The sequence below is a fragment of the Streptomyces sp. NPDC037421 genome (assembly GCF_055602105.1).
The window spans coordinates 50,097-76,873 of sequence record NZ_JBVJWV010000020.1; the positions used below are offsets into that span (position 1 = coordinate 50,097).

Annotated in this window: 19 protein-coding genes; 13 read left to right on the forward strand and 6 right to left on the reverse strand. The window is 73.9% G+C overall.

Annotation, left to right across the window (positions count from 1 at the left end; all coding sequences use genetic code 11):
* The first annotated feature begins 125 nt into the window (after positions 1–125).
* Positions 126–722: a dihydrofolate reductase family protein gene (locus ACZ7IF_RS25580; protein WP_470975496.1), complete on the forward strand. Its 597-nt coding sequence runs from the start codon at positions 126–128 to the stop codon at positions 720–722.
* Between the two features lie 37 nt (positions 723–759).
* On the opposite strand, the gene ACZ7IF_RS25585 is transcribed toward ACZ7IF_RS25580, so the two are convergent.
* Positions 760–3,747: a bifunctional [glutamine synthetase] adenylyltransferase/[glutamine synthetase]-adenylyl-L-tyrosine phosphorylase gene (locus tag ACZ7IF_RS25585; RefSeq protein ID WP_470975499.1), complete on the reverse strand. Its 2,988-nt coding sequence runs from the start codon at positions 3,745–3,747 to the stop codon at positions 760–762.
* 359 nt (positions 3,748–4,106) lie between these two features.
* On the opposite strand from ACZ7IF_RS25585, the gene ACZ7IF_RS25590 reads away from it, so the two are divergent.
* From ACZ7IF_RS25590 to ACZ7IF_RS25600, 3 genes are all read left to right on the forward strand, one after another.
* Positions 4,107–6,656: a PIG-L family deacetylase gene (locus ACZ7IF_RS25590; RefSeq protein WP_470975501.1), complete on the forward strand. Its 2,550-nt coding sequence runs from the start codon at positions 4,107–4,109 to the stop codon at positions 6,654–6,656.
* A 188-nt stretch (positions 6,657–6,844) separates the two neighbouring features.
* A complete protein-coding gene (locus ACZ7IF_RS25595) occupies positions 6,845–8,923 on the forward strand; it encodes a PIG-L family deacetylase (protein ID WP_470975504.1) in 2,079 nt (692 codons plus the stop codon).
* A gap of 104 nt (positions 8,924–9,027) precedes the next feature.
* Entirely contained in the window at positions 9,028–9,714 is a 687-nt protein-coding gene (locus ACZ7IF_RS25600) for a hypothetical protein (RefSeq protein WP_470975507.1), read from the forward strand.
* A gap of 58 nt (positions 9,715–9,772) precedes the next feature.
* Here the strand turns inward: ACZ7IF_RS25600 and ACZ7IF_RS25605 are convergent, their stop codons facing one another.
* Positions 9,773–11,134 (reverse strand): glutamine synthetase family protein, encoded by a 1,362-nt coding sequence (locus ACZ7IF_RS25605; RefSeq protein ID WP_344153501.1) that lies wholly within the window; start codon positions 11,132–11,134, stop codon positions 9,773–9,775.
* A gap of 175 nt (positions 11,135–11,309) precedes the next feature.
* Between ACZ7IF_RS25605 and ACZ7IF_RS25610 the strand changes: the two genes are divergently transcribed.
* The 3 genes from ACZ7IF_RS25610 to ACZ7IF_RS25620 all read left to right on the forward strand — a co-directional run bounded on the left by ACZ7IF_RS25610 (position 11,310) and on the right by ACZ7IF_RS25620 (position 13,065).
* Positions 11,310–11,684: a hypothetical protein gene (locus tag ACZ7IF_RS25610; RefSeq protein ID WP_470975510.1), complete on the forward strand. Its 375-nt coding sequence runs from the start codon at positions 11,310–11,312 to the stop codon at positions 11,682–11,684.
* Positions 11,685–11,755: 71 nt separating this feature from the next.
* Positions 11,756–12,406 carry a DUF3105 domain-containing protein gene (locus ACZ7IF_RS25615; RefSeq protein WP_470975513.1) on the forward strand — a complete coding sequence of 217 codons (651 nt, stop codon included), beginning with the start codon at positions 11,756–11,758 and terminating at the stop codon, positions 12,404–12,406.
* Positions 12,403–13,065, forward strand: a complete 663-nt coding sequence (locus ACZ7IF_RS25620) for a DUF305 domain-containing protein (protein WP_470975516.1) — start codon at positions 12,403–12,405, stop codon at positions 13,063–13,065. Before ACZ7IF_RS25615 ends, ACZ7IF_RS25620 begins: the two co-directional genes overlap by 4 nt.
* Before the next feature lie 6 nt (positions 13,066–13,071).
* Here the strand turns inward: ACZ7IF_RS25620 and ACZ7IF_RS25625 are convergent, their stop codons facing one another.
* Complete coding sequence (locus ACZ7IF_RS25625) at positions 13,072–13,971, reverse strand: alpha/beta fold hydrolase (RefSeq protein ID WP_470975692.1); 900 nt, start codon at positions 13,969–13,971, stop codon at positions 13,072–13,074.
* Positions 13,971–14,699 carry a DUF998 domain-containing protein gene (locus ACZ7IF_RS25630; RefSeq protein ID WP_470975518.1) on the reverse strand — a complete coding sequence of 243 codons (729 nt, stop codon included), beginning with the start codon at positions 14,697–14,699 and terminating at the stop codon, positions 13,971–13,973. The genes ACZ7IF_RS25625 and ACZ7IF_RS25630 overlap by 1 nt, the downstream gene beginning before the upstream one ends.
* A 320-nt stretch (positions 14,700–15,019) precedes the next feature.
* On the opposite strand from ACZ7IF_RS25630, the gene ACZ7IF_RS25635 reads away from it, so the two are divergent.
* Together ACZ7IF_RS25635 and ACZ7IF_RS25640 are read left to right on the forward strand one after the other, a co-directional pair.
* Entirely contained in the window at positions 15,020–16,318 is a 1,299-nt protein-coding gene (locus ACZ7IF_RS25635) for a DUF4352 domain-containing protein (protein ID WP_470975521.1), read from the forward strand.
* Positions 16,319–16,388: 70 nt separating this feature from the next.
* On the forward strand, positions 16,389–18,143 hold the full coding sequence (locus ACZ7IF_RS25640; RefSeq protein ID WP_470975524.1) for an NAD+ synthase: 1,755 nt from the start codon (positions 16,389–16,391) through the stop codon (positions 18,141–18,143).
* A 48-nt stretch (positions 18,144–18,191) separates the two neighbouring features.
* Here ACZ7IF_RS25640 and ACZ7IF_RS25645 read toward each other — a convergent pair whose 3' ends face one another.
* Positions 18,192–19,220, reverse strand: a complete 1,029-nt coding sequence (locus tag ACZ7IF_RS25645; RefSeq protein ID WP_470975527.1) for an endonuclease/exonuclease/phosphatase family protein — start codon at positions 19,218–19,220, stop codon at positions 18,192–18,194.
* Between the two features lie 306 nt (positions 19,221–19,526).
* Between ACZ7IF_RS25645 and panB the strand changes: the two genes are divergently transcribed.
* The 3 genes from panB to ACZ7IF_RS25660 all read left to right on the forward strand — a co-directional run bounded on the left by panB (position 19,527) and on the right by ACZ7IF_RS25660 (position 22,391).
* Positions 19,527–20,387: a 3-methyl-2-oxobutanoate hydroxymethyltransferase gene (gene panB / locus ACZ7IF_RS25650; protein WP_470975530.1), complete on the forward strand. Its 861-nt coding sequence runs from the start codon at positions 19,527–19,529 to the stop codon at positions 20,385–20,387.
* Positions 20,388–20,514: 127 nt separating this feature from the next.
* Entirely contained in the window at positions 20,515–21,546 is a 1,032-nt protein-coding gene (locus tag ACZ7IF_RS25655) for an ATP-binding cassette domain-containing protein (protein WP_470975533.1), read from the forward strand.
* Positions 21,543–22,391 carry an ABC transporter permease gene (locus tag ACZ7IF_RS25660; RefSeq protein ID WP_470975536.1) on the forward strand — a complete coding sequence of 283 codons (849 nt, stop codon included), beginning with the start codon at positions 21,543–21,545 and terminating at the stop codon, positions 22,389–22,391. Before ACZ7IF_RS25655 ends, ACZ7IF_RS25660 begins: the two co-directional genes overlap by 4 nt.
* A 64-nt stretch (positions 22,392–22,455) precedes the next feature.
* Here the strand turns inward: ACZ7IF_RS25660 and ACZ7IF_RS25665 are convergent, their stop codons facing one another.
* Positions 22,456–25,908 (reverse strand): AfsR/SARP family transcriptional regulator, encoded by a 3,453-nt coding sequence (locus ACZ7IF_RS25665; protein WP_470975538.1) that lies wholly within the window; start codon positions 25,906–25,908, stop codon positions 22,456–22,458.
* A 62-nt stretch (positions 25,909–25,970) separates the two neighbouring features.
* Between ACZ7IF_RS25665 and ACZ7IF_RS25670 the strand changes: the two genes are divergently transcribed.
* Positions 25,971–26,774, forward strand: a complete 804-nt coding sequence (locus ACZ7IF_RS25670) for a site-2 protease family protein (RefSeq protein ID WP_470975540.1) — start codon at positions 25,971–25,973, stop codon at positions 26,772–26,774.
* Positions 26,775–26,777 lie beyond the last annotated feature (3 nt).

Genomic DNA, 26,777 nt, shown 5'->3' on the forward strand with positions numbered 1-26,777 from the left:
ATTTCTCGCATGTGACCTGCCAAAACCAAGCTCCAGCCCAATCATTTGATTGCCTGATCAGTGAACGCTGCATAGCTTTCCCCTGTCGTGAACGAACCGGACGGATCAGGAAGCGAGGCATTCCCATGCGCATCGTGCTGGGGGAATTCATCAGCCTGGACGGCGTCATCCAGGCGCCGGGGCACCCCGACGAGGACACCGACGGCGGCTTCGCCCACGGCGGCTGGACGCACCCGTTCTTCGACCCGGAGGTGATGGGCGGCGCCCTGTCCGAGTGGATGGAGGGCACCGAGGCCCTGCTGTTCGGGCGCCGCACCTGGCAGGGCATGGCCGCGGCGTGGCCGGAGCGGGCGGGCGACCCCTTCGCCGACCACATGAACGGCGTCGCCAAGTACGTCGTGTCGGGCACGCTCGGCGACTCCGACCTGACGTGGAACAACACCACGCTCATCCCGGCCGGCGAGGCCCTCGCGCAGATCCGCAAGCTCCGCGAGGCCGAGGGCCGCGACCTGGTGGTCATGGGCAGCGCCTCGCTCGCCCGGACCCTGCTGGCCAATGACCTGGTCGACGAACTCCGGCTGATGATCATGCCGGTGGTCCTCGGCGGCGGCAAGAGGCTCTTCCCGGACGACGGCGTCCTGCGCACGTTCGAGCTGGCCTCCACGGTCACCACCGGCACCGGCGTCCACGTCTCCACCTACCGCCGGGCGGCGGGGGCGTAACCCGGCCGCGGCCGGCCACCCGCCAGGGGTGGCCGGCCTACGCCCCGTAGAACAGCTCGTCCACCACCGCGCGGGCGCGGCGGGTGGTGCGGCGGTAGTCGTCCAGCACCTCGCCGACCCTGCCCTCCGGGTAGCCCAGGTAGCGGCCGACGGCGGCCAGTTCGCGGGCGTCCGAGGGGAAGGTGTCCCCGGCGCGGCCGCGGACCAGCATGACGGCGTTGCGGACGCGGGTGGCGAGGACCCAGGCCTCGTCGAGGATCTGCGCCTCCTCCGTGGGGAGCAGCCCGGCGGCGTGGGCGGCGGCCAGGGCCTGGCGGGTGCGGGTGGTGCGCAGGCCCGGCTCGGCCCAGGCGTGCCGCATCTGGAGCAGCTGGACGGTCCACTCGACGTCGCTGAGCCCGCCGCGGCCGAGTTTGGTGTGCAGGGTGGGGTCGGCGCCGCGCGGCAGGCGTTCGGACTCCATGCGGGCCTTGAGGCGCCGGATCTCGCGGACCGCGTCCTCGCCGAGGCCTTCGGCGGGGTAGCGCAGCGGGTCGATCAGCTCGATGAAGCGGGTGCCGAGGTCGACGTCGCCGGCGACCGGCTCGGCGCGCAGCAGTGCCTGGCTCTCCCAGGTCAGGGACCAGCGCCGGTAGTAGGCGGCGTAGGAGGACAGGGTGCGTACGAGGGGCCCGGAGCGGCCTTCGGGGCGCAGGTCGGCGTCGATGAGGAGCGGCGGGTCGGCGGTGGGCAGCTGGAGCAGCCTGCGCATCTCGGCGATCACGGTCTGGGCGGCCTTGGCGGCCTCCTGTTCGTCGACGCCCTCGCGGGGTTCGTGGACGAAGAGGACGTCGGCGTCGGAGCCGTAGCCCAGCTCGTGCCCGCCGAAGCGGCCGACGCCGATGACGGCGAAGCGGGTCGGGAGGGTCTCGCCCCAGTGGTCGCGCACGGCGGCGCGCAGGGCACCGGCGATGGTGGCGGCGGTGAGGTCGGAGACGGCGTCGCCGACCCGGTCCACGAGGGCGCCGCAGTCCTTCTCGGCGGGGCTGTCCTCGGTGCCGTAGGAGGCGATGATGTCGGCGGCGGCGGTGCGGAACAGTTCGCGGCGGCGGACCCCGCGGGCGGCGGCGACGGCCGCTTCCCCGCTGTCGGCGCGGCCGACGGCGGAGAGCACCTCCTGTTCGAGGGCCTCGTGCGTACGGGGCTGGAGGCCTTCGGGGTCGCCGAGCAGGGCGACGGCCTCGGGGGCGCGCATCAGCAGGTCGGGGGCGAGGCGTCCGGCGGAGAGCACGCGGGCGAGGTTCTCGGCGGCGGCGCCCTCGTCGCGCAGCAGGCGCAGGTACCAGGGGGTCTTGCCGAGGGCGTCGGAGACCTTGCGGAAGCCGAGCAGCCCGGCGTCCGGGTCGGCGGAGTCGGCGAACCAGCCGAGGAGGACCGGCAGCAGGGTCCGCTGGATGGCGGCCTTGCGGCTGACGCCGGAGGCGAGGGCCTCCAGGTGGCGCAGGGCGGAGGCCGGGTCGGCGTAGCCGAGGGCTTCGAGCCGCTGCCCGGCGGCGCGCGGGGAGAGCCGCGTCTCGCCGGGGGCGAGCTGGGCGACGGCGTCGAGCAGCGGCCGGTAGAACAGCTTCTCGTGGAGCCGGCGCACGACGGAGGCGTGCCTGCGCCAGGCCTTGTTGAGCTCGGCGACGGGTTCGGTGCGCAGGCCCAGCGAGCGGCCGAGGCGGCGCAGGTCGGCCTCGTCCTCGGGGACCAGGTGCGTGCGGCGCAGCCGGTAGAGCTGGATGCGGTGCTCCATGGCGCGCAGGAAGCGGTACGCGTCGTGCAGCTGGGCGGCGTCGGCGCGGCCGACGTAGCCGCCGGCGGCGAGGGCGTGCAGGGCGTCGAGGGTGGTGCCGGAGTGCAGGGTGGCGTCGCTGCGGCCGTGGACGAGCTGGAGCAGCTGGACGGCGAACTCGACGTCGCGCAGGCCGCCGGGGCCGAGTTTGAGTTCCCGGTCCACCTGGGCGGCGGGGATGTTGTCGACGACGCGGCGGCGCATCTTCTGGACGTCGGCGACGAAGTTCTCGCGTTCGGCGGCCTGCCAGACGAGGGGGGTTATGGCGGCGACGTACTGGGCCCCGAGGTCGGGGTCGCCGGCGACGGCGCGGGCCTTGAGCAGGGCCTGGAACTCCCAGGTCTTGGCCCAGCGCTGGTAGTAGGCGAGGTGGGAGGAGAGGGTGCGCACGAGGGGGCCGTTGCGGCCCTCGGGGCGGAGGTTGGCGTCGACGGGCCAGATGGTGCCCTCGACGGTGGTCTCGGAGCAGATCCGCATCAGGTGGGAGGCGAGGCGGGTGGCGGCCTGGAGCGCCTTGTGCTCCTCGGCCCCGCCGGCGGCCTCCCCTACGAAGATCACGTCGACGTCGGAGACGTAGTTGAGTTCGTTGCCCCCGCACTTGCCCATGGCGATGACGGCGAGGCGGCACTGGACGGCGTCCTCGGGCGCGGCGGCGGTCGCCATGCGCAGGGCCGCGCGGAGGGTGGCGGTGGCGAGGTCGGCGAGTTCGGCGGCGGTCTGGGCGACTTCGGTGGTGCCGCAGACGTCGCGGGCGGCGATGGAGAGCAGGCAGCGGCGGTAGGCGACGCGCAGGGCGACGGGGTCGTGGGCGTCGGCGAGGCCCTGCTCGAACTCGGCGAGGCCGGGGTGCAGGTCGGCGGCCTCGTAGGTGACGAGGGCCTGCCAGTCGCGGGGGTGCCGGGCGAGGTGGTCGGCGAGGGCTTCGGAGGCGCCGAGTACGCCGAGGAGGCGGTCGCGCAGGGGTTTGGCGCTGACGAGGGTGTCGAGGAGCAGGGGCAGTTCCTCGGGGGTCTGGGCCTCGGCGAGGCGCACCAGACCGTGCAGGGCGAGGTCGGGGTCGGCGGTGGCGCCGAGGGCGTCGAGGAGGACCGGGTCGGCGCGTACGGACGCCAGCGCGTCGGCGTCCAGGAGCCGGGCGGCGTGCGTGGGGTCGGTGAACCCGCTGCGCAGCAGCCTGATGAAGGTGCTGCTCCTGCGTCCCGGGACTGTCATCCCGCCGCCTCCCGAGTGTGTCGCTGCCGTTGGGTCCGGCCGGCCTGGGTCGTCTCTTCCGGATCTCGCCGGTCGAGCCCGCGTCGTCCGGCGCCGTGCCTCGCAAGGCGGAGAGGCTCCCGATCACTGGACGTCCTCGGGTGCCTCGACAACGCAGCGAGGTGCGGTGCCGGGCGGGGCGGGCGGGTCAGGCGGGATCCGGAAGAGACGGCCCGGGAGCGAGCCTAGCCGGAGCAGGCGTTCGACTCACCGGGCATCGTGGCCGATATCATGAGGCGGATTATCAGATTATCTGCTTACTTGTTAGATCTATGCCTGAGGGGGCCCGGTCCCCGCCCGACCGGCCGCGAGGAGCCCCCATGTCCGACGGACCCGCCGGCTCCGCCGCGACCCCGTCCTCCGCACGCGAGCCCGAGCCGGCCTCGACCCCCGCTGCACGCGTCCCCCAACAGCGCGACGCCTCCGCCCTCCCCCCGGCCCCGGCCCAGGCCCCGGCGGACCGCACCCCCGCCGACGGTCCCGCCGGGCCGCGCACGGGCGGAGCCCCGGCCGGCGCCGCCCGCGACGCCGGGCCCCGCGAGGACGCCGTCACCACCCCGGACGCTCCTGCGGGCGCGTCCGTTCCAGCCCCGGCGGAAAGCCCCGCAGCCGCCGCGCGCGCGACCGGCCCGGACTCCGGGACGGCCGGGGGCGCGGGAACCCCGGGCGAGTCCCGTCCGGAGCCCGGCGCCGGGCCCCGCGTACCGGCTCCCCGGGCGGCGGACCCCACGGCCGGAGCCGCCGACCGCACGCCCGCCCCCGGGCAGGGCCCCGGCGCAGCCGCCCGGCATCCGGTCGCCCGGAAGATCGTCAAGGCCGTCGGCCTCGTCGCCGCCACCGCCGCCGGCAGCATGCTCGTGCTCCGGGGCAACGAGGCCTTCGCCGCCCTCGGCGCGCCCACCGCCGCCGATTCCAGGGCCACCACCGCCACCGCCGCGGACGCCCCCGACCCCGGCCGGGTGCTCCAGATCGTCGCCCACCCCGACGACGACCTGTACTTCATGAACCCGGACCTGCGGTACTCCATAGCCGCGGGTCACCCCGTCACCTCCGTCTACCTCACCTCCGGCGAAGCCGACGGCATCAACGCGGGCGCCGCCAAGCAGGCCTCCACCCGGGCCGACAAGCCCGCCTACGCCGAGGCCCGCCAGAACGGCATCCGCGCCGCCTACGCCAAGATGGCCACCGGCGACCGCAGCAGCGCCTGGAAGCGCACCGTGATCCCGACCAAGGGCGGCGGGCAGGCCGAGGTGGACGTCCTCGTCGCGAAGCCCGGGATCAACCTCGTCTGGCTCCAGCTGCGCGAGGCCGGCAACGTCTACGGGGACGTCCCCGACAGCCTCCACGGACTGTGGGACGGCCGGGTCCCGCACCTGGAGTCGGTGCTCGCCTCCGGCTCCCCGGTCAGGCAGGGGTTCACGTACACCAAGGACCAGGTCGTCCGGACCATCGAGGGCATCCTGGAGCGCTACCGGCCCACCACCATCCGCGCCCAGGACCCGACCCCCGGCCGGTTCCAGGACACCAAGCGGTACACCGACCACCAGGACCACTTCTACGGCGCCCGGTTCACGCAGATGGCCACCGCCGCCTACGCGCAGGAGGTCAAGGACCGCCCGCACTTCGCGGTGCAGAACTACATCGGCTACTTCAACGGCTCGCTCCCCAGCGCCCTCGACCCCGGCGAGGCCAAGGAGAAGCTGGACATCCTGGACACCTACGCCTGGCTCGATAAGGAGAACCACTGCGGCAGCGAGGCGGGCTGCGGCGACCTCAAGGTCGCCGACCGCCCCTCCGGCAACCGCTGGACGCAGTCCATCAACTACGCGCGCGGCACCAGCACCTCCTGGCTGGCCTCCGACGCCGAGCACGGCCTGTGGGCCTTCAAGGTCCTCGACGGCCAGGTCGCCGTCTGGCACCGCAGCGGCCTGATCGGCAGCTGGACCGGACCCCGCCTGCTCCCCGGAACCGGGATGGACCAGGGCATATCCACCGTCACCCTCAAGGACGGCCGGATCGCCGCCTTCGGCACCCGCACCTCCTTCGGCGACAAGCCGGCCGATTACCTCCGCGAGGTCGTCTACGCGGTCCAGCAGGCCCCCGGCTCCGGGGAGTTCGGCCCCTGGCAGTCGCTCGGCACCCCGGAAGGCGCCGACGACGCCTGGACCTCCGACATCAGCGCGCCCGCCGTGTCGGTCGACGGCACCGGGGCGCTCGCCGTGTACGTGCGCGACGGCGCCTCCACCCTGCGCGGCCGCGTCCAGCGCCCCGACGGGGAGTGGGGCCCGTGGGAGTCCCTCGGCGGCTCCGACCTGCACGGCACCCCGGCCACCGCGACCGACGGGGCCGGGCGGCGGATGGTCTTCGCCGCCACCACGAAGACGGTGACGGCCTGGGCGCAGCCGGAACCCGGCGCCCCGCTGGGTCCGGCCACCCCCACCGGGCTGCCGGACACCACGCTCCCGCTGACGGCGCAGGGGCGCGAGGGCGGGGTGCGGCTGCTGTTCCGCAAGCCGGGATCGGGCAATGTGCGCTCCGCGCTGGTGACGGCCGACGGCGGGCTCAAGGCGGACGGCCTCACCGACCTGGGCGGGCTCCAGGGATACGGCCCGGTGACGGCGAGCGGGCACGTACTGGCGGGCCGTTCGGCGGGCGGGCAGCTGGGCTCGGACGTCGGCCCGGGCGGCGCGTGGCAGCGCTCGCCGCTGATGTTCGTCGGGGCCCCGTCCAGCACGATGACCGGGAAGAACCTGGTCAGCCTGGCCGTGGTCGGCCTGGACGCGAGGCTGTACGTCACCTCCTCGACGGACGGCTCCGACGCGCACCTCGCGCCCTGGCAGCCGGTGGGACCGCGCAACACCGCCCCCTGAGCCGCAACCGCGTCCACGATCCGGGCGGTTCGGCCCCCGCACGGCACCGGCAGGGCACAATCACATCCGGTCGTTTTCGGAAAAGCGTGCGTCATCGGCGAAATCGGTGAACCAACTCCCCCGATTTGGCCTCTCACTGACTGCACAGCGGTTCTTCCTGCCCGAAGCGACCTCAAGAGGCCGTGACCATGCCCCTTTCCCGCCGCCGCTTCCTCCTCGCGGCCGTGCTGCCCATGCTGACCGTGGGCGCCTCCGGTGTCCTCTCCATCGCCTCCGGCCAGCAGACCTCGGCCGAGACCGGCGAGGGGAAGAACCCGGCCGCCGCCCTGCCCGCCAGCACCACCTCCGGCACGGTCGTCCAGATCGTCGCGCACCCCGACGACGACCTCTTCTTCATGAACCCCGACCTCAGCCGCTCCCTGCTGGCCGGGATCCCCGTCACCACCGCCTACCTCACCTCCGGCGAGGCCGACGGCCGCAACGAGGCGCGCGGCGGCGAGGCCAAGGACCCGGAACAGCCCGCCGACCGCGCCCGGTACGCGGAGGCCCGGCAGAACGGCATACGCTCCGCCTACGCCCAGATGGCCACCGGGGACCGCACGAGCGCGTGGAAGCGCACGGTCATACCCACGGCCGGCGGCGGACAGGCCGAGCTCGACGTCCTCGTCGCCCGCCCGCAGGTCAACCTGGTCTGGTTCCAGCTGCGCGAGGCCCGCAACCCGGCCGCGGACAACCCGGACAGCCTGCGCGGCCTGTGGAACGGGCGGATACCGGCGCTGGATGCGCAGCTCACCACGGGCACCCCGGTCAAGCAGCAGTTCTCGTACACCAAGGACCAGGTGGTCCGGTCGATAGCCGGGATCCTGGAGCGGTACCGGCCGACGACGATACGGATGCAGGACCCGACGCCCAACCGGTACGCGGACACCGGCAAGTACACCGACCACCAGGACCACATGTACGGCGCCCGCTTCGTGCAGGCCGCCACCGCCCTGTACGCCGAGCGGGTCACCGAACGGCCGCGGTTCTCGGTCCAGAACTACCTCGGGTACCACAACGGCACCCTCCCCCACGCGCTCGACCCGCAGACCGCCGAGACGAAGATCGGCTTCCTGAAGACGTACGCCTGGCAGGACCGGGCCGACTACTGCGGCGGCTCCCCCTCCGGCTGCGGCGACCGCAAGGTGGCGGGCAGCCCCACCGGCCGGCACTGGGCCCAGTCGCTGCGCTACGCCCGCGCCGACACCTCCTCCTGGCTCACCGAGGGCACCCCCGGCCGGCTCTGGGCCTTCGCCGCGCTGGACGGCCGGATGGCCGTCTGGAACCGAGACCCGGCCGGGACCTGGCACGGGCCCGCCCTGCTCCCCGGCACCGGCATCGACCCGGGCGCCACCACCGCCCGCCTCCCCGACGGCCGCGTCGCGGTCCTCGCCACCCGCACCACCCTCGGGCCCCGGCCGGCCGACTACCGGCGCGAGGTGGTGTACGCCGCCCAGACCGCGCCCGACGGCCCGTTCGGGGCGTGGCAGTCGCTCGGCACCCCCGAGCCGGACGACGAGCCCGGCACCTCGGCCATCAGCACCCCCTCCGCCGCCGTCGACGCCGAGGGCCGCCTCACCGTCCACCTCCGCGACACCCGCCGCACCCTGCGCGCCCGCGTGCAGCAGCCGTCGGGGTCCTTCACCGACTGGCAGCAGCTGGGCGGCGAGGACCTCCAGAGCGACCCGGTAGCCGTCGTCGACTCCGCCGGCCGGCGCCACGTCTACGCCACCACCACGAAATCCGTCCTGGCCTGGACGCAGCCCGGCCCCGGCGCCCCGGTCGCGGGCCCGTACCCGACCGGGCTCCCCGCCACCACGGTCCCCCTCTCGGCGGCCCGGGACGGCGCGGGCATCCGGCTCTACTTCCGCCGCCCCGACTCCGGGGTGGTGCGCAGCGCGCTCGTCACCGCGGGCCCGGGCGCCCCGCAGGTCTCCAGCGTCTCCGAGTCCGGCGGCCGGGCGGGCTACGGCGCGGTCGGCGTCGCGGGCCGCACGGTGACGGGCCGCGCGGACACCGGCACCGTCGCCGCGACCACCCTGGGCGGGCCGCCCGCCTGGACGGAGTCCCGGATGCTCTACGCGGGCGCGCCCTCGGCCGTCCTCGACCCGTCCGGCACCACGACCACGGCGGTCCTGGGCCTGGACGGCCTGCTCCACACCACCACCAGCCGCCCCACCGCCCCCACCCCCACCTGGCACCCGGCCGTCTTCCCGCCCCCCGCCTGACCCGCGGGGCGGGGCGGGGCCGGGCCGCCCGGCCTGCCCCGCCCCCACCGCGCCGATATCCTGGGAGCGGCATCGGGGGCTTTCCCGTCACGGAGGGCAGCACGATGAACCGGCACCGCCACCTCACGCTCCTCGCGGCCCCGCTCCTCTTCTCCGCGGCCGCCCTCACCCCGGCTCTCGCCGCACCGGCGGCCCTGCCGGCCGCCTCCTGCGAGCTGGTCGCGAGCAGCGAGGGCACGGACACCTCGTACGACCTCGTCCTGGAGGGATTCGAGCCGGGCCAGTCGGTCACGATCAACGGCCCGCGCACGAACCAGCGCGCCCGGGTGGACGACCATGGCGCACTCGACAAGCACGACGTCCGCTACGGCAAGTACAGCGTCAGCTCCAAGGGCGACCGCATCAGCTGCACCACGCCGCCCCGGGGCCAGCAGGACGGCGGCAAGCAGGGGAAGGTCCAGGTCACCAAGGTCGAGATCGTCACCCTCACCAAACCGGGCACCGTGGTCGACTGCTCCAAGCCGAACAGGGCCGAGTTCGACGGCCGGATCACCGGCACGGGCAAGGGTGACGTCGACTACTACTGGACCTACGCCTCCAGCTCCGAACCCTTCGCCAAGGGCAAGGCCCACTTCGACCCCGGCATACAGAGCGTCTCGCTCCTCAAGGTGGTCGAACTCCCGGCGACCGTCAACGGCATCTCCCCGAGCGTGTTCATGACCCTCCACGTCCCGTCCGCGAACCTGAGCGCCCGCAGCGACCAGGTGACCCTCACCTGCGCCAAGCCCTGAAACGGCTCCGGGCCCCCGGTCACCGACCGCGGGCCCGGAGGAGTGGCGCACCAGACGTCTAAAGCACCGGCAGGTTCTTGCGGAGTTCGAAGGCGGTGACCTCCGAGCGGTATTCCTCCCACTCCTGCTTCTTGTTGCGCAGGAAGAAGTCGAAGACGTGCTCGCCGAGGGTTTCGGCGACCAGTTCGCTGCGCTCCATCAGGGAGATGGCCTCGCCGAGGTTCTGCGGGAGGGGTTCGATGCCCATCGCGCGGCGTTCGGCGTCGGAGAGGGCCCACACGTCGTCGTCGGCGCCCGCCGGGAGTTCGTAGCCCTCCTCGATGCCCTTGAGGCCCGCCGCCAGGAGGACGGCGTAGGTGAGGTACGGGTTGGCGCCCGAGTCGATCGAGCGGACCTCCACCCGGGAGGAACCGGTCTTGCCCGGCTTGTACATCGGGACCCGGATCAGGGCCGAGCGGTTGTTGTGGCCCCAGCAGATGTACGAGGGGGCCTCGCCGCCGGAGCCGGCGGTGCGGGAGGAGCCGCCCCAGATGCGCTTGTAGGAGTTGACCCACTGGTTGGTGACCGCGGCCGTCTCCGCGGCGTGCTTCAGCAGGCCCGCGATGAAGGAGCGGCCGACCTTCGAGAGCTGGTACTCGGCGCCCGACTCGTAGAAGGCGTTGCGGTCGCCCTCGAAGAGGGACAGGTGGGTGTGCATGCCGGAGCCCGGGTACTCGGAGAAGGGCTTCGGCATGAAGGTCGCCTGGACACCCTGCTCCAGCGCGACCTGCTTCATGACCAGGCGGAACGTCATGATGTTGTCGGCCGTCGAGAGGGCGTCGGCGTAGCGGAGGTCGATCTCCTGCTGGCCCGGGGCGCCCTCGTGGTGGCTGAACTCCACGGAGATGCCCATGGATTCGAGCATGGTGATCGCCTGGCGGCGGAAGTCCATGCCCACGTTCTGCGGAGTGTGGTCGAAGTAGCCGGAGTTGTCGGCCGGCACCGGGCGGGTGCCGTCGAGCGGCTTGTCCTTCAGCAGGAAGAACTCGATCTCCGGGTGGGTGTAGAAGGTGAAGCCCAGGTCGGAGGTCTTGGCCAGGATGCGCTTGAGGACGTAGCGCGGGTCCGCGAAGGACGGGGAGCCGTCCGGCATCAAGATGTCGCAGAACATCCGGGCCGTCCCCGGGGCCTCGGCGCGCCACGGCAGTATCTGGAAGGTCCCCGGGTCCGGCTTGGCGATCATGTCGGACTCGTAGACCCGGGCGAAGCCCTCGATCGCGGAGCCGTCGAAGCCGATGCCCTCGTCGAAGGCCTGCTCCAGCTCGGCGGGGGCGACCGCGACGGACTTCAGGAAGCCCAGCACATCGGTGAACCACAGGCGCACGAAGCGGATGTCGCGCTCCTCGAGCGTCCGGAGGACGAATTCCTGCTGCTTGTCCATGCCTTCATCCTCGCAGTTCAGACGATCTGTGCACCACCACCCCAAAAGGACGGGGGGCGCAGTCGGGCCCGTCCAGTATCGCCAGCGGTGGTTTCCGCCACATTACGCACCCCCCAAGGCCGATGGCACCCCCGCTCTGACCCAGGGCCCGTCATGAGCATTACCATCAGCGCCCATGGGGGGCTGGGAGCACACGCGGAGCGGGCGCCACGGGCGTCCCCTCCGGCGTGCCGTCCTCGTGCTGCTGGTCGCGGCCGGGGTGGCGGCCGGCATGGCCTTCCTGTGCGTGCGGCCCGCGGCGGAACCCGGACGGGTGCACGCCGGGCACGGAACGCACGCCACCTGCGTGTCCCCGTACGACCTTCCGGGCTGCTCCCCCCTCTCCCATGTGACCCCGGCCGTGCTGCCCGCCCCGCCGCCCGTAGCGGCCCTGCCCCGGAGCGGACCTGCGCCCGCCGCCCGCCCGGGCGCGGCCGCGGGGCCGGTGCGGCCGCCCGGCACCCTCGCGCGCGCCCCCGGCCTGCACGTCCTGCAAGTGCTGCGGACCTGAGCTCCCCGGCGCACCGGACGGCATTGACGGCACCACCCCCACACCCCCTCAGCAGAAGGAATCCAGGGCACATGGCCAGCAGGACGTCACAGCAGAACTCCCGCCAGCAGCGCATAGCCGAGATGCGCCGCGCCGAGCAGTCGCGCGAGCGGCGCAACAAGTTCCTCGCGATCGGCATCTCCACGGCGATCGTCGCCGGACTCGTCGGGTTCGGGTCCTGGGTGCTGATCGACCAGAAGCAGAAGGAGAAGGACGCGGCGGCGGCCCGCAAGGCCCCGGTCTCGGGCGAGCAGACCTGGGACGCGAAGAAGCTCGGCCGCAACCACGTCGAGACCCAGGTCAAGTACGAGATGAACCCGCCCGTCGGCGGCGACCACCACCCCCGCTGGATGAACTGCAACGGCGACGTCTACAAGAACCCGGTCCCCGAGGTGAACGCCGTCCACTCGCTGGAGCACGGCGCGGTCTGGGTGACGTACAACGACAAGGCCGACAAGGCCGAGGTCGACAAGCTCGCGGAGAAGGTCGGCAAGACCCCCTACACGCTGCTGAGCCCCGTCAAGGAGCAGGCCGGCGCGATCATGCTCAGCGCCTGGGGCAAGCAGCTGACGGTCGACAAGTCGGACGACCCCCGCGTGGCGCAGTTCTTCACCAAGTACGTGCAGGGCCCGCAGACCCCCGAGCCGGGCGCGGCCTGCACCAACGGGCTGGGCGAGAAGTGACCCGTACGTACTGGGCGGCGGGCGCGGCGGTCGTGCTGGCCGTGCTGTTCGCGGTGGGGGCCACGGTCGCCACCGCGAACGGCCCGGACGGCGGCGGCGACCGCCCCGCGTCCGCCGCGCCGGCCCTGTACTCGCCGGACGCGGGCTTCGCCCGGGACATGGCGGTGCACCACCAGCAGGCGGTGGAGATGTCCTTCATCGTCCGCGACCGCACCCAGGACGAGCCCGTGCGCGGGCTCGCGTACGACATCGCGAACACGCAGGCCAACCAGCGCGGCATGCTGCTGGGCTGGCTGGACCTGTGGGGGCTGCCGAAGGTGGTGGCCGACGAGCCGCCGATGTCCTGGATGCAGTCCGGTGAGGGGCACGGCGGCCACGCGGGACACGCGGGCGCCAAGCCCGGGGCGCTGATGCCCGGCATGGCCACCAAGGAGGAGCTGGAGCGGCTCGGCGCGGCGAACGGCCGGGACGCCGAGGTGCTGTACCTCCAGCTGATGACCGACCACCACAAGGGCGGCGTGTCCATGGCCGAGGGCTGTGCCCGCCAGTGCGGCACCCCGGCGGAGCGGGCGCTGGCGCAGGGCATGGCCGAGGCGCAGCAGTCGGAGCTGAAGCTGATGGCGGACATGCTCCGCCAGCGCGGGGCGGCTCCGCGCTGAGGCCGGCTACGCGGGAGCGGCGGCGTCCAGGACCGCCCGTGCCACCTGGTGCGGGCGGTCCAGCATGACCAGGTGCCCGGCCGGCTCCGCGACCTCGAAGCGGGCGCCGAGCCGGTCGGCCAGTGCCGCCTGGCGGCCGAGCCAGCGCGGGGCGGCGTCGCCGGGCGGGCCGTCGTGGCCGGCCAGCACGGTGGCGGGGGCCTTCAGCGGGTGCTCCGCGCGCAGGGCGAGCAGCTCGGCGGCGGTGTCCGGGTAGCGGGAGTTCTCCAGGAGGGCCCCGCGCCAGACCCGGCCCGTGCGGTAGCAGCGGCGTACGAGGTCCCGCGCGGCCGGGTCCGCGGCCCGGCCGGCCCGGGAGGCCCGTACGGCCGCTCCCCGCAGCGCGGGCCCCAGCGCGGCGGGGAGCCCGGCGGCGGTGACGGCCCGGCCGAGGGCGCGGGCGGCGCCGGTGCGCAGCGCGGCGGGGAGCAGCGTGCGGGGGGCCTCCTCGACGCTGGAGTCGACCAGCACCAGGGCGGCGGTGCGCTCCGGGTACAGGCGGGCGAAGGCCTCGGCGTGGAACCCGGCGATGGAGTGCCCGACGACGGTGACGGGGGCGGCGCCCAGCCCCGGCGCGCCCAGCCCCGGCGCGTCCAGTCCCAGCGCGTCCAGCAGCCCGGCGATCCGGCGGGCCTCGGCGGCGGCGCCGGGCGGCTCGGTGGCCGGGGCGCTCAGCCCGTGCCCCGGGCGGTCGAAGCGGATCACGGTGCGGCCCCGGGCCGCGAGCAGGGCCGCGACCGGGTCCCAGTCGAACCAGGCCATGGCGAGCCCGGCGCTCAGCACCACCGCGGGCCCGGCGCCCTCGACGACCACGTGCAGCGGGACCCCGTCCACGCGGACGAAGCGGGGGTTCGGGGCCGGGGGAATCACGTGCGGCGCTCCTTGTGGACGGAGTGGGCCAGCAGCCCCAGCCAGAGCGCGACCAGCAGCACCTGGAGCCGCTGCCCCGCCCCGAGCGCCCAGGTCCCGTGCCCGGCGGTGAACAGGGTGATGGCGGTCAGCGTCCAGGCGGTGGCGAGCAGCTCCAGGACGACGAGGGCGGGGCCGTAGCGGGCGAGGGGTGCGAGCCGTCCGTACCGGCGGGCGGCGACGGTGAGGGCCACTATCCCGATGAGGGCGCCGGTCATGGCGAGGCTGCTGCTGACGGCGTGGGCCTGGTGGGTGGCCGGGACGAGGCCGGCGGTCTCGCGGGCGGCGCACTCCGGGTCGGCGGTCGGCTGGCAGCTGAGCGGCAGCCAGGCGTCGGCTGCGGTGGCCGCGCCGAAGAGGGTGACCCCGGCCCAGCCCGCGACGGCCCAGGGGCCCCGGGACTCGGGGTGGCGGACCAGGCGGGCCAGGGCGAGCAGCCCGCCGAGGAACACGAGCAGGCCGGCGGTGAAGTCGGTGGCCCGGAAGAGGCCGCCGAGGGGCTGGTCCTGGGCGGCGAGCTCGCTGACGTAGGTCTCGATGGGGTTGAGGCCGGTGGAGAGGACGACTTCGAGCACCCAGGCGGTGTAGGCGGCCGCGCCCAGACCGACGAGGAGGGCGACGGGCCACGTCGTGGGGGGTGGGTCTCCTTCGGGGCGGTGCGGACGGTTCGGGCGTTCTGTGCGCATGGTGTGAATGATCCTCAGCAGATCCGGCGTCGGCGTGCGGCACCCCCGGGCGGCGCCGCCGCCGGGGATCGCCCGGATGCGCGCCCTGGGCCGTCCGGCCGAGTCCCACACGGGGAGAACGTGCGCGCCGGCCGCCGCGTTCCCTCGCCCTCCCCTCGGCGGAAGTCCTGATTCCGGCACATCGGCCGATTCCGCTCCCCCGCGCGGGGGAGGGGCCGAAACGGCTTGGAGGGGGCCGGGGGGCATGGCAGTCTGCCCGCATCGTCCGTACACCGCGTTTCCCGCCCCGTACGCCGCACACTCCAAGGACGCCGACAGGTATGAGCACGCCCCCGAACCCGCCCGGGACCCCGTCCGGTCCGCCGTCCGAGCCCGCGGTCCCGCCCATACCCGGGACGGCGAAGCCGTCACTGGAGAAGACACCGCCGACGGACGCCCCGCCGACGCAGGCCCCGGCGCCCGAGGCCCCCGCGTCCGAGGCCCCGGCCCCGGAGACGGCGAAGCCGTCGCTGACGAAGACCCCGCAGGCCGGTGCCGCGCCGGCGGAGACCCCCGCCCCGGAGCAGGCGGGCCCGTCGCTGACCAAGACCCCCGCGCCGGACGGGGCCCCGCGGGCCGGGACCCCGCAGCCGGAGGCGTCCCGGGCACAGACCCCGCCGCCCGCGCAGGAGCCGCCCGCGCAGGCCCCGCCGGCCGGGGAGTACAACCCCTGGGCGACGCCCGCCCCCGGAGCCGCCCCGCCGCCGTCCGTGCCGCCCACCGGGGCCTGGGGCCAGCCCGGCCAGCCGCCCGCGGCGCCCTACGCCGCGTACTCCGGCTACCCCGCCTACTCCGCCTACCCCGCCTTCCAGCCCGTGCCCGCCGCGCCCTCCAACGGGATGGCCGTCGCCGCGCTGGTGCTGGGTCTGGCGGCCGTCCCGGTCGCCCTCGTGCCGTTCGTGTTCTGGGTCGGCGCACTCCTCGGCCTGACCGCCCTCGGCCTCGGCATCGCCGCCTTCGTGCGCGCCCGGGCCGGCGCCCCGCGCAAGGTGATGTCCCTCGTCGGCGTGGCCCTCGGCGTCCTCGGCCTCGGCGCGTGCGTCGGCGGCTGGTTCTTCACCGTCGCCTTCGTCGACAGGGCCGTCGACCGCGCCTCCCGCCACGTCGCGGTCGACCCGGACGAGGACTGGGAGGAGGACTGGGACGAGGACTGGGAGGACGCCCCGGCCCCCACGCCGCCGCCGGGCCCCGGCATGACCACCCCGCTCGACTTCGGCCGTACGTACACGTACCCCAACGGCGTCAAGGTGACCGTCGAAGCGCCCCGGAAGTACACGACCAGCAGCAAGTGGATCGAGGTGGGCAACGCGGTCGAGGTGCGCTTCACCATCACCAACACCTCCGCCGAGCCCCAGCGCGTCGTCCACGCGATCCCCGAGGTCCGCGACGACAAGGGCCTGGCCGGCAGGCTCGTCTTCGACGGCCGGATGCCCAAGCGCGTCGACACCGTCCTCGACCCCGGCCAGACGGCCTCCGGCAGTGCCGCCTTCGAGGTGCCCGAGGGGACCAGGAGCATCAGCGCGGAGCTCTCCCCCGGCGTCCTGCTGCCCCCGGCGAAGTTCACCGGCCCCGTCCGCTGAACCCCCGCCGAACCGCCCGTGAGGCCGGGACCCAGGACATCGCGTCAGAAAGACGATTAGACTGGGCCCCGTGCCTCAACTTCGCCTCGCTCTGAATCAGATCGACTCGCAGGTCGGCAACATCGCCGCCAACGCCGACTCGGTCGTGCACTGGACGCGGCACTCCGCCGAGCAGGGCGCCCACCTGGTGGCGTTCCCGGAGATGACGCTGACGGGATACCCCGTCGAGGACCTGGCCCTGCGGTCGTCCTTCGTCGACGCGTCCCGCGCCGCCCTGACCGCGCTGGCCCGGCGGCTGGCGGACGAGGGGCTCGGCGGGCTCCCCGTCGTCGTCGGCTACCTCGACCGCAGCGACCGGGCCGCCCCCCGGCTCGGCCGCCCCGCCGGCTCCCCGGAGAACGCCGCCGCCGTCCTGTACGGCGGCGAGGTCGTGCTGCGGTTCGCCAAGCACCACCTGCCCAACTACGGGGTGTTCGACGAGTTCCGGTACTTCGTGCCCGGCGACACCCAGCCCGTCGTCCGGGTCCACGGCGTCGACGTGGCCCTCGCCATCTGCGAGGACCTGTGGCAGGAGGGCGGCCGCGTCCCGGCCACCCGCTCCGCCGGGGCCGGGCTGCTGATCTCGGTCAACGCGTCCCCGTACGAGCGCAACAAGGACGACGTACGCCTCGAACTGGTCCGCAAGCGCGCCCAGGAGGCCGGCTGCACCCTCGCCTACCTGGCGATGATCGGCGGCCAGGACGAGCTGGTCTTCGACGGCGACTCGATCGTCGTGGACGCCTCCGGCGAGGTCGTCGTCCGCGCCCCGCAGTTCTCCGAGGGCTGCGTCCTGGTCGACCTGGACCTCCCCGCCGCACGGGCCGACGCCCCCACGGGCATCGTCGACGACGGCCTGCGCATCGACCGCGTGATCCTCTCCGAGGAACCGGTGGAGGCCTACGAGCCGGTCGTGACGGGCGGCTACGCCGAACGGCTGGACGACGACGAGGAGGTCTACGACGCGCTGGTGGTGGGCCTGCGCGCGTACGTGCGCAAGAACGGCTTCCGCTCCGTCCTGATCGGGCTCTCCGGGGGCATCGACTCGGCGCTCGTCGCGGCCATCGCCTGCGACGCGATCGGCGCGCAGAACGTGTACGGCATCGCCATGCCCTCGAAGTACTCCTCGGAGCACTCCATGGGCGACGCCGCCGACCTGGCGGCGCGCACCGGGCTGAACTTCCGCACCGTCCCTATCGAGCCGATGTTCGACGCCTACATGGGCTCGCTGGGCCTGACCGGCCTGGCCGAGGAGAACCTCCAGTCCCGGCTGCGCGGCACCATGCTGATGGCGGTCTCCAACCAGGAGGGCCACATCGTGCTGGCACCGGGCAACAAGTCCGAGCTGGCCGTCGGCTACTCCACCCTCTACGGGGATTCCGTCGGCGCCTACGGGCCGATCAAGGACGTGTACAAGAGCGACGTCTTCCGGCTCGCCCGCTACCGCAACCGGGCCGCCGTCGAGCGGGGCGAGACCCCGCCCATCCCGGAGAACTCGATCGTGAAGCCGCCGAGCGCCGAGCTGCGCCCGGGGCAGGTGGACACCGACTCGCTGCCGGACTACCCGGTGCTCGACGCGATCCTCGACCGGTACGTGGACCGGGACCAGGGCCTGGAGGAGATCGTCGCGGCCGGCTTCGACCGGGAGCTCGTCGTGAAGACCCTGCGGATGGTGGACACGGCGGAGTACAAGCGCCGCCAGTACCCGCCGGGCACCAAGATCTCCGCGAAGGGCTTCGGCAAGGACCGCCGGCTGCCCATCACCAACGGCTGGCGCGAGCAGCCGTAGGCCGTGGCCGGCCGCCCCTCGGGCGGCCGGCACCGCCCGCTGCTTCCGCTACTTCCGCACGGTCAGCCGGGCGGCGACCGGAAGGTGGTCGCTGCCCGTGCGCGGCAGGGTCCAGGAGGCCTCCGGCTTGGCCCCGCGGACCATGATCTGGTCGATCCGGGCCATCGGGAACTGCGCGGGCCAGCTGAAGCCGAAGCCGTCGCCGGCCGCGCCCTGCGTGGAGCGCATCTGCGAGGTGACCTCGGACAGGGCGCGGTCGTTCATGGTCCCGTTGAGGTCGCCGAGCAGGATGACGTTCTTCAGCGGTTCGGCGGCGAGGGCCGCGCCGAGCGCGTCGGCGCTGTTGTCGCGCTGGTTGGCGGTGAAGCCGGCGTTGAGCTTGACGCGGACCGAGGGCAGGTGGGCGACGTAGACGCCGATCTCGCCGAAGGGGCTCGCGACGGTGGTGCGCATGGCGCGGGTCCAGCCGAGCCGGATGTCCACGGGCTTGCTGGAGGTCAGCGGGTACTTGCTCCACACGCCGACCGTGCCCTCGACCGCGTGGTACTTGTAGACGCCTTCGAGGGCCTTCTCGTAGACGGGGACGGCGCTCGCCTTGAGCTCGGTCAGGGCCAGTACGTCGGCCTTCGACTTGGCGACCGCCTCGGCGGTGCCGCGCGGGTCCGGGTTGTCGGCGTCCACGTTGTGGGTGGCGACCATCAGGTTGCCTCCGGAGCCCGACTTGTCGGTGACCAGGCCGCCGAAGAGGTTCACCCAGACCGCGGCCGTCAGCAGTATCGCGATCAGGGCCGTCGCGGACTTGCGGACCACGGCGATGGCCAGCAGCACCGGGACGCCCAGGCCCAGCCAGGGCAGGAAGGTCTCGGTGAGGCTGCCGAGGTTGCCGACGTCGTTGGACAGCTCGGCGTGGAAGATCATGACCAGCGAGATCAGCGCGGCGATGCCGGCGGTGACGATCCCCCGCTTCCAGATGCCCCGGTCGCGGCGCAGTTCGGCCAGTCGGCGCTTCAGTCCGGATCCGGAGGGTCCGGGCTCGGAGCCGCCGTTCCCCGTCTCCGTCATGTACGCCTGTGCCATGCCACATCCTCGCTGCCGTGCTCGCGCTCCGTCCCCGCCCCTTGACCCTAGGCGATGTCGGGAGCCTTCCGTGCCGACCTCGCGGCCGTACAACCGGGAGGACGAACGGCCGTGCGGCAAGGGTTCCGGTTGTCACGAAACGCGCACATTGGCTCCGGCGCGCCCGGAGGCGGGCCAGGAGTGTGACGGACGGGTCAGCGCGTCGCGGCCCGGCCACTTCCGCCGACGGCCGGACGAGTGCCACCATGGTGGGTGAGTCCGGGGACGCCGTGAGGGCGCCTCGAGATGACACAAGGAGCAGTTGCAATGACGCATGCCGTTTCGCCTGCCCGCGAAGCCGCCTCCCCCACCCTGTACGGAGGCACTGGCACCCGGCGGATCACCGTCCGCGACCTCATGCTCGCCAAGGAGCGCGGCGAGAAGTGGCCCATGCTCACCGCCTACGACGCCATGACGGCGTCCGTGTTCGACGAGGCCGGCATTCCGGTGATCCTCGTCGGTGACTCGATGGGCAACTGTCACCTCGGCTACGACACCACCGTCCCCGTGACGATGGACGAGATGACCCTGCTGTCGGCGGCCGTCGTACGGGGCACCAGCCGTGCCCTGGTCGTCGGCGACCTGCCGTTCGGCTCCTACCAGGAAGGCGCCGTGCAGGCGCTGCGCAGCGCGACCCGGCTGGTGAAGGAGGCCGGCGTCGGGGCGGTCAAGCTGGAGGGCGGCGAGCGCTCGCTGCACCAGACCGAGCTGATCGTGCAGTCCGGCATCCCGGTCATGTCCCACCTGGGCCTGACCCCGCAGTCCGTGAACGCCATGGGCTACCGGGTGCAGGGCCGCACCGACGAGGCCGCGCACCAGCTGCTGCGCGACGCGAAGGCGGCGCAGGACGCGGGTGCCTTCGCGGTGGTCCTGGAGCTGGTCCCGGCCGAGCTGGCCGCCGAGGTCACCCGGTCCCTGCACATCCCGACCGTCGGTATCGGTGCCGGTTCGGAGTGCGACGCCCAGGTGCTGGTGTGGACCGACATGATGGGTCTGACCGGCGGGAAGATGCCGCGGTTCGTGAAGCAGTACGCGAACCTGCGCCGGACCATGGGTGACGCGGCGAAGGCCTTCGCCGAGGACGTGGTCGGCGGAACGTTCCCGCAGGAGGAGCACGCCTTCCACTAGTCCCGGAAGAACCGATAGTCCCGGAAGAACCGACCGGTAGTTCCGACGGCCCGCCGACAGCCTTGTCGGCGGGCCGTCGGTCTGCTGTCGGCCGGCTGTCGGAGCTTTGTCAGTGGCGGCTGGTCCCATGGTGGACATGACGCGAAACGACAAGAACGCCCACGCCGTGGAAGTGCGGGGGCTGGTCAAGCACTACGGCGAGACCAAGGCCCTGGACGGGGTCGACCTGGACGTCCGCGAGGGCACCGTGCTCGGTGTCCTCGGCCCGAACGGCGCCGGGAAGACCACCCTGGTCCGCTGCCTGTCCACCCTGATCGTCCCCGACGCCGGCACCGCCACGGTCGCCGGCTACGACGTGGTCCGCCAGCCCCGGCAGCTGCGCCGCACCATCGGCCTGACCGGCCAGTACGCCTCGGTCGACGAGAAGCTCTCCGGCTGGGAGAACCTCTACATGATCGGCCGGCTGCTGGACCTGTCCCGCAAGGACGCCCGGGCCCGCGCGGACGAGCTGCTGGAGCGGTTCTCCCTCACGGAGGCCGCGAAGAAGGCGGCGATGAACTACTCCGGCGGCATGCGCCGCCGGCTCGACCTGGCCGCCTCGATGATCGGCCGGCCGGCCGTGCTCTACCTGGACGAGCCGACCACCGGCCTGGACCCCCGTACCCGCAACGAGGTGTGGGACGAGGTGCAGCGGATGGTCGCCGAGGGCGTCACCGTCCTGCTCACCACCCAGTACATGGAGGAGGCCGAGCAGCTCGCCAGCGAGCTGACGGTCATCGACCGCGGCAAGGTCATCGCCAAGGGCAAGGTCGACGAGCTGAAGGCCCGGGTCGGCGGCCGCACCCTGCGGATCCGCCCGGTGGACGCGTCCGACCTGCCGGGCATGGCCCGCGCACTGGCGGAGACCGGCCTGGACGGCGTCGCCGGCTCCCAGGCGGTGCCGGACGAGGGCGTGCTGCTGGTCCCGATCCTCAGCGACGAGCAGCTGACCGCCGTGGTCGGCCTGCTGGCCGCCCGCGGGTACGCGATCGCCGACCTCGGCACGTACCTGCCCAGCCTGGACGAGGTGTTCCTGTCCATCACCGGCCAGAAGCCGGTGACGGCCGAGGACGCCGTACCCACCCGGAAGACCGAGACGGATCAGGAGGTCGCGGCATGAGCACCGTAACCACGACGAAGCCCAGCACCACCGCGGCCGCCGCGGCCGCCTCCCCGCTGTCCGGCGAGGGCCGGATCGGCCTGCGGGCCAACCTGCGCCACATCGGCGCCCTGGTCCGCCGCAACGCCCTCCAGATCAAGCAGGACCCGGAGTCGATGTTCGACGTCGTGCTCATGCCGATCATCTTCACGCTGCTGTTCGTGTTCGTCTTCGGCGGCGCGATCTCCGGCAAGGGCAACCAGGACGACTACGTCAACTACGTCGTCCCGGGCATGATGGCGATGATGGGCATGAACATCGCGATGGGCGTCGGCACCGGCGTCAACGACGACTTCAAGAAGGGCGTGATGGACCGCTTCCGGTCCATGCCCATCGCCCGCTCCTCGGTCCTCATCGCGAAGATCGTCGTCGAGCTCGGCCGGATGATGGTCGCCATCGCGATCCTGCTGGCCGTGGGCTTCCTGCTGGGCCTGTCCATCAAGTCCTCGGTGCTGGACCTGTTCCTCGCCATCGGGCTGTCGGCCGTCTTCGGCGCCTCGCTGATGTGGGTCTTCATCCTGCTCGGTCTGACCATGAAGACCGCGCAGGCCGTCCAGGGCATGGCGATGCTGGTCCTGATGCCGCTGCAGTTCGGCAGCTCGATCTTCGCCCCGCCCACCACGATGCCCGGCTGGCTGCAGAGCTTCACCGACGTCAACCCGCTGTCCAACCTGGCCGACGCGGCCCGCGGCCTGATCAACGGCACCCCGCTGGGCAACTCCGTGTGGATCACCCTGGCCTGGTCGGTCGCCATCACGGCCGTCACCATGCCGGTCGCGGTCCGCAAGTTCCGCCAGAAGACCTGATCCCGGCCCGGCCGGTCCGTCCGGATCGCGTCCCGGACGGCACCGCACGGGGGAGCCTGCCGGATCAGATGAGGGCGGTGGCCTCCTCCAGGGAGAGGCCGCCGCCTTCGGCGTACGCCGCCTCGTAGGCCGCGTCGCCCAGCGCCGCCCGCGCCCGTTCCTCGGCCCGGGCGGCGTCCTCGCGTTCCGAGGAGACCGGGACGTGCCCGGCCGGCAGGTGGCCGCGGTAGGCGCCGATCAGCCGCGCGCTCTCGTACGCCTGCCCCGGGCCGCCGATGCCGCCCCGGGCCACCGCGGCCGTCAGCAGGTAGAGGGCCGGCATGTACGGGGCGACCATCATCGCCAGCGGGTGCCGGACGGCCTGCGCGGCCTCGCGGGCCAGCAGGAGGGCGTCCTCGTGCTTGCCCTCCTGGTTGTCCAGCCAGGCCGTCGTGGCGAGCAGGAACACGTCGAAGACGGCGAACGCGCCGAACGCGAACTCCTCCCGAAGCAGCCGGATCTGTTCGCGGGCCTCGGGGATCCGGCCGGTGCGCCCGTAGACGCCGGCCAGGAACATCCGCGCGGCGGGCACGGACTCGTTGGCGAACCGCACCACGGAGGTGAGGGCTTCGGTGAGGATCCGTTCGGCCTCCTCGATCCGGCCGCTCTCGACGAGGGAGCCGGCCATCCGCACGCGCAGCACCGTCACCTGCGCCTTGGCGCCGAGACGCTCGGCGTGCTCGATGGCCGCGAGGTAGTCCTGCGCGGAAAGGGCGTAGTCCCCGCGCTTCTCCCGGGACTCGGCGCGGGCCGACAGGGCCTCGGCGCAGCCCCAGTCGTCGCCGAGCTCGCGGAAGAGGGCCAGGCTCTCGTCCGCGTCGCGGGAGGCGTCGCCGGCCCAGTCGGCCCGGTTGGCGAGGATGTTGGCCCGCAGCTGGAGGCCGGAGGCGAGCTCCCAGCGGTAGCCGAGCTCCCGGGCGGTGTCGATGGTGGCGTCCACGACCCGCTTGAGCAGGCCCGCGTCTCCCGCGATCATCACGGCGTAGATCCACAGGGAGGCCGGGGTGCGGCAGGTCTGCGGGAGGCCGGGCCGGTAGGTGGCGAGCACCCCGGCCACCTGCTCGCGGACCTCCGGGCTGTCCCAGTCGGTGTTCGTCTGGTCCCGGGCGGCGAGGCGTACGAGGTGCAGGGCGCGCCAGCCCTCGGCGAGCACCTCGCCGGAGTAGGGCGGGGGCGAGTCGACGAGCCGTTCGTAGACGGGATCGGCGGGGGTGTGGGGCGGCAGGAAGGGGTCGGGGCCGAGTCCGGCGGCGGCGTCGGACCAGTGCCGGGACTCGGCGCGCAGGTCCTGCATGTGCCAGTACCAGCCGAGGGAGTGGACGAGGCACAGCGCTTCGTGCGCGTCGCGGGTGGCGACGGCGCGGCGCAGGGCGCTGCGGAGGTTCTCGTACTCGGTGGCGATCCGGTCGGCGGCCGCGCGCTGGCCGTGGCCGCGGAGCAGGGGCTCGGAGGTGCGGGCGAGTTCGCGGTAGTGGACGAGGTGGCGGTGCTCGGTGGCCCCCCGGTCGCCGCCGGCCTCGGCGAGGCGCTCGGCGGCGTACTCGCCGACGGTCTCCAGGAGGCGGTAGCGCATGTCGCCGGCGGGGCCGGGCGCGGCGACGACGAGGGACTTGTCGACCAGGGTGGCCATCGCGTCGGCGACATCGACGGCGTCCCCGGTCTCCGGGTCCGGGTCCGGGGACGCGCAGACGGCTTCGGCGGCCTCCAGGTCGCAGCCGCCGGCGAAGACGGACAGCCGGGCGAGGACGGTGCGCTCGGCGGTGTCGAGGAGGTCCCAGGACCAGTCGACGACGGCGCGCAGGGTCTGCTGGCGGGGCAGGACGGTGCGGGCGCCGCCGGTCAGCAGCCGGAAGCGGTCGTCGAGCCGGTCGGCGATCTGGCGCGGGGTGAGCAGCCGCAGCCGGGCGGCGGCCAGCTCGATGGCGAGCGGCAGACCGTCCAGGCGGCGGCAGATCTCGGCCGCGGCGGCCGGGTCGGCGGCGACGCTGAAGCCGGGCCGTGCCGCGGCCCCGCGGTCGGCGAGGAGCCGCAGCGCGACGGGGTCCGGCAGGGGTTCGACGGGGCGCAGGAACTCCCCGGGCACGCCGAGGGGTTCCCGGCTGGTGGCGAGGATCCGGACGCCGGGGCAGTGGGTGAGGAGGCGTTCGGCGAGTTCGGCGGCGGCGCCGATGACGTGCTCGCAGTTGTCCAGGAGCAGCAGCAGCCGGCGGCGGGAGCAGTGCTCGGCGAGCCGGTCGAGGGGGTCGTCCCCGCCCCGGTCGGTCAGCGCGCGCAGTTCCTCGGCGGCGGTGCCGCGCAGCTTGGTCTCGCGGGCGCCGAGCGCGGCGAGGACCGCCTCGGGGACGTCCTCGGGATCCTCCACGGGCGCCAGCTCTACGAACCACACCCCGTCGGGCCAGCCTTCGCCCGCGGCGCGGGCGTGGGTCTCGGCGGCCTCCTGCGAGAGCCGCGTCTTCCCGGCGCCTCCGGGGCCGAGCAGCGTGACGAGCCGGGCCCTGGCGAGGTCGTCGCCGATGACGCGGATGTCCTCCTCCCGCCCGACGAAGGTGGTGAGCCGCGCCCGCAGGTTCCCGGGTGCGGGGGCGGCGGGGGCGGGGGCTCCGGCGGGGGCACCGGGCCGGGTGGCGGGGGCGGCCGGGTGGGGTGCGCCGCCGCTCGCGGGGCCCGCGGGCCGGTCGGCCGGGGGGCGGGCGGCTTCGGCGCCGGGGCCGGGCGGGGCGGGGGCCGCGGGCCGGTGGGCGGGGCCGGGCGGGGCGGGGGCCTGGGCCGGTGGGGAGAGGAGTTCCGAGTGGAGGGAGCGCAGGGCGGGGCCCGGGTCCGTGCCGAGGCGGGCGGCGAGGTCCTGACGGACGGTCTCGTACGCGGCCAGCGCCTGCGCCGGGCGGCCCGCCGCACGCAGGGCCCGGATCCGCAGCACCTGCGAGGACTCGTCCAGCGGCTGCCGCGCGCACAGCTCGGTCAGCTCCGGCAGGGCCTGTTCCGCTTCGCCCAGCGCCAGCGCCGCGCCCAGGCGGCCCCGGCGCGCGTCCATCCGTACGGCCTCCCAGCGCGCGGACTCGGCCGCCGGATCGGGGAGGGAGGCCAGCGCGGGGCCCCGCCACAGCGCGAGCGCCTCGTCGTACAGGGCCGCCGCCCGGGCCGGGTCCGGGTCGGCCGCGGCGGAGCGCGCGAGCCGTTCGAAGCGGTACAGGTCGACGTCCTCCCGCTCCGCCTCCAGCTGGTAGCCGCCCTCCACGGACCGCACGGCCGCGTGCCCCAGCGCCCGCCGCAGCCGCCCCACCAGCGCCTGGAGCGCGGCGACGGCGTCGGCCGGCGGGTCGGCGTCCCACACCTCGGCGACCAGCAGCCCGGCCGGGACGGCGCGGCCGGGGCGCAGGGCGAGGGCGGTCAGGAGCGCGCGCAGGCGCGCTCCGCCGACGGCGACGGGGGTGCCGTCGTCGCGGATGGCCTGGGCGGTGCCGAGAATCACGTAACGCACCGGGCCATTCTCTCCGGCCCCCGCGCCCCCGGCGGCGCCGAGCCCGGGATAGGTTTCGCCGCATGGGTCATCAGGGCGTCCGCGGCGAGCGGCAGATCAGTTCCGTGTTCCTCGGCATCGTCGCCGTCATGGCCGTGACCGGCTGGGCGGTGTGGACGGACTACGCGGCGAGCGCGGGGCTGGCCGTGTTCCTCTTCGTCACGTCGGCGTGGGTGGTCTCGCTGTGCCTGCACGAGTACGCGCACGCCCGCACCGCGCTGCACGGCGGCGACATCACGGTCGGCGCGAAGGGCTACCTGACCCTGAACCCGCTGAAGTACACGCACCCGCTGCTCAGCATCGTGCTGCCGGTGGTCTTCGTGATCCTGGGCGGGCTGGGCCTGCCCGGCGGGGCGGTGTACATCGAGCACGACCGGATCCGGGGCCGCTGGAAGCACAGCCTGGTCTCGGCGGCGGGCCCGCTGACGAACGTGGCCTTCGCCGTCGTCTGCACGGCCCCGTTCTGGCTGGGCGCCCTCGACGGGGTCCCGCTGCCCTTCCGCTTCGCGCTGGCGTTCCTCGCGCTGCTCCAGGTCTCGGCGGCGATCCTGAACTTCCTGCCGGTCCCGGGCCTGGACGGCTACGGGGTGATCGAGCCGTGGCTGTCCCACCGCGTCCGCCGCGAGCTGGCCCCGCTGGCGCCGTTCGCGCTGATCGGGGTGTTCGCGCTGCTGTGGATCCCGGAGGTGAACGCCGTCTTCTTCGACGCGGTCCGCGGGATCCTGCGCGCGCTGGGCGTCTCGGACCTGGAGACCTACTGCGGCCGCAACCTGTACCGCTTCTGGCAGGACTCCGAAGGGTTCTTCTGCACGGCCCCGCAGGACTGATCC

What these genes read in the sequence shown, in the direction of transcription:
- ACZ7IF_RS25580 (WP_470975496.1), top strand. Translation starts at nt 126, where the DNA reads ATGCGCATCGTGCTGGGGGAATTCATCAGCCTGGACGGCGTCATCCAG.
- ACZ7IF_RS25585 (WP_470975499.1), bottom strand. Translation starts at nt 3,747, where the DNA reads ATGACAGTCCCGGGACGCAGGAGCAGCACCTTCATCAGGCTGCTGCGC.
- ACZ7IF_RS25590 (WP_470975501.1), top strand. Translation starts at nt 4,107, where the DNA reads ATGTCCGACGGACCCGCCGGCTCCGCCGCGACCCCGTCCTCCGCACGC.
- ACZ7IF_RS25595 (WP_470975504.1), top strand. Translation starts at nt 6,845, where the DNA reads ATGCCCCTTTCCCGCCGCCGCTTCCTCCTCGCGGCCGTGCTGCCCATG.
- ACZ7IF_RS25600 (WP_470975507.1), top strand. Translation starts at nt 9,028, where the DNA reads ATGAACCGGCACCGCCACCTCACGCTCCTCGCGGCCCCGCTCCTCTTC.
- ACZ7IF_RS25605 (WP_344153501.1), bottom strand. Translation starts at nt 11,134, where the DNA reads ATGGACAAGCAGCAGGAATTCGTCCTCCGGACGCTCGAGGAGCGCGAC.
- ACZ7IF_RS25610 (WP_470975510.1), top strand. Translation starts at nt 11,310, where the DNA reads ATGGGGGGCTGGGAGCACACGCGGAGCGGGCGCCACGGGCGTCCCCTC.
- ACZ7IF_RS25615 (WP_470975513.1), top strand. Translation starts at nt 11,756, where the DNA reads ATGGCCAGCAGGACGTCACAGCAGAACTCCCGCCAGCAGCGCATAGCC.
- ACZ7IF_RS25630 (WP_470975518.1), bottom strand. Translation starts at nt 14,699, where the DNA reads ATGCGCACAGAACGCCCGAACCGTCCGCACCGCCCCGAAGGAGACCCA.
- ACZ7IF_RS25635 (WP_470975521.1), top strand. Translation starts at nt 15,020, where the DNA reads ATGAGCACGCCCCCGAACCCGCCCGGGACCCCGTCCGGTCCGCCGTCC.
- ACZ7IF_RS25645 (WP_470975527.1), bottom strand. Translation starts at nt 19,220, where the DNA reads ATGGCACAGGCGTACATGACGGAGACGGGGAACGGCGGCTCCGAGCCC.
- panB (WP_470975530.1), top strand. Translation starts at nt 19,527, where the DNA reads ATGACGCATGCCGTTTCGCCTGCCCGCGAAGCCGCCTCCCCCACCCTG.
- ACZ7IF_RS25655 (WP_470975533.1), top strand. Translation starts at nt 20,515, where the DNA reads ATGGTGGACATGACGCGAAACGACAAGAACGCCCACGCCGTGGAAGTG.
- ACZ7IF_RS25660 (WP_470975536.1), top strand. Translation starts at nt 21,543, where the DNA reads ATGAGCACCGTAACCACGACGAAGCCCAGCACCACCGCGGCCGCCGCG.
- ACZ7IF_RS25670 (WP_470975540.1), top strand. Translation starts at nt 25,971, where the DNA reads ATGGGTCATCAGGGCGTCCGCGGCGAGCGGCAGATCAGTTCCGTGTTC.